Consider the following 1,168-nt stretch of genomic DNA (forward strand, 5'->3'; position numbering starts at 1 on the left):
CCCAGTGTTTCAGCCCCTGTTTTGCCGTCGGTACACCGCTACATACGTGGCAACTGGTTAGCCAGGGGCGAACATCTATTGCTCATAAAGGAATGCTGCTGGCGGCGAAAACTATGGCAGCAACCACAGTCAATCTCTTCCTTGATTCAGGGCTATTGCAAGAATGCCAACAAGAGCATCAGCAAGTAACGGACACGCAACCGTATCACTGCCCTATCCCGAAAAACGTGACACCGTCACCTTTAAAATAACAACAACAACGCAAACACAACAACCGAGGAATGCCCATGAGTATGTCATCCATACCGTCGTCCTCCCAATCCGGGAAGCTCTATGGCTGGGTCGAAAGAATTGGTAACAAGGTTCCCCATCCTTTTCTGCTCTTTATCTATTTGATTATCGTACTCATGGTGACGACGGCAATTTTGTCAGCCTTTGGCGTCAGTGCGAAAAACCCGACCGATGGTACGCCGGTGGTGGTGAAAAACCTGCTCAGTGTGGAAGGATTACACTGGTTTTTACCCAATGTGATTAAAAACTTTAGCGGTTTTGCTCCACTTGGTGCGATCCTGGCGCTGGTTTTAGGTGCCGGTCTGGCGGAGCGCGTCGGCTTACTGCCAGCACTAATGGTTAAAATGGCATCGCATGTTAATGCCCGCTACGCCAGTTATATGGTGCTGTTTATTGCTTTTTTCAGCCACATTTCTTCCGATGCGGCGTTAGTGATCATGCCACCGATGGGTGCGCTGATTTTTCTGGCGGTGGGCAGGCATCCAGTTGCAGGTTTACTGGCCGCCATTGCAGGCGTAGGTTGCGGCTTCACGGCTAATTTACTGATTGTCACAACCGACGTGTTGCTGTCGGGGATCAGCACGGAAGCGGCAGCTGCGTTCAATCCGCAAATGCACGTCAGTGTAATTGATAACTGGTATTTTATGGCCAGCTCCGTAGTCGTACTGACGATTGTTGGCGGCCTGATAACCGACAAAATCATCGAGCCACGGTTAGGTCAATGGCAGGGAAACAGCGATGAGAAACTGCAGACATTGACCGAAAGTCAGCGTTTTGGTTTACGCATAGCAGGTGTCGTAGCGCTACTTTTTATTGCTGCGATCGCGCTGATGGTGATCCCGGAAAACGGGATATTGCGCGATCCGATGAATCACAC

Annotated in this window: 1 protein-coding gene and 1 pseudogene; both read left to right on the plus strand. The window is 50.3% G+C overall.

The genetic code is table 11. The annotated features are described in order from the left end of the window. Positions 1-251 (plus strand): annotated as a pseudogene (locus tag R7Z41_RS24090) (amidohydrolase); the annotation flags it as partial. A gap of 36 nt (positions 252-287) precedes the next feature. Continuing rightward, on the plus strand, positions 288-1,168 hold an 881-nt coding region (locus tag R7Z41_RS24095), incomplete at its 3' end, for an AbgT family transporter (protein WP_318141648.1).

Source organism: Vibrio sp. 1457 (assembly GCF_033340195.1).
GTDB classification, from domain to species: Bacteria; Pseudomonadota; Gammaproteobacteria; order Enterobacterales; family Vibrionaceae; genus Vibrio; species Vibrio alginolyticus.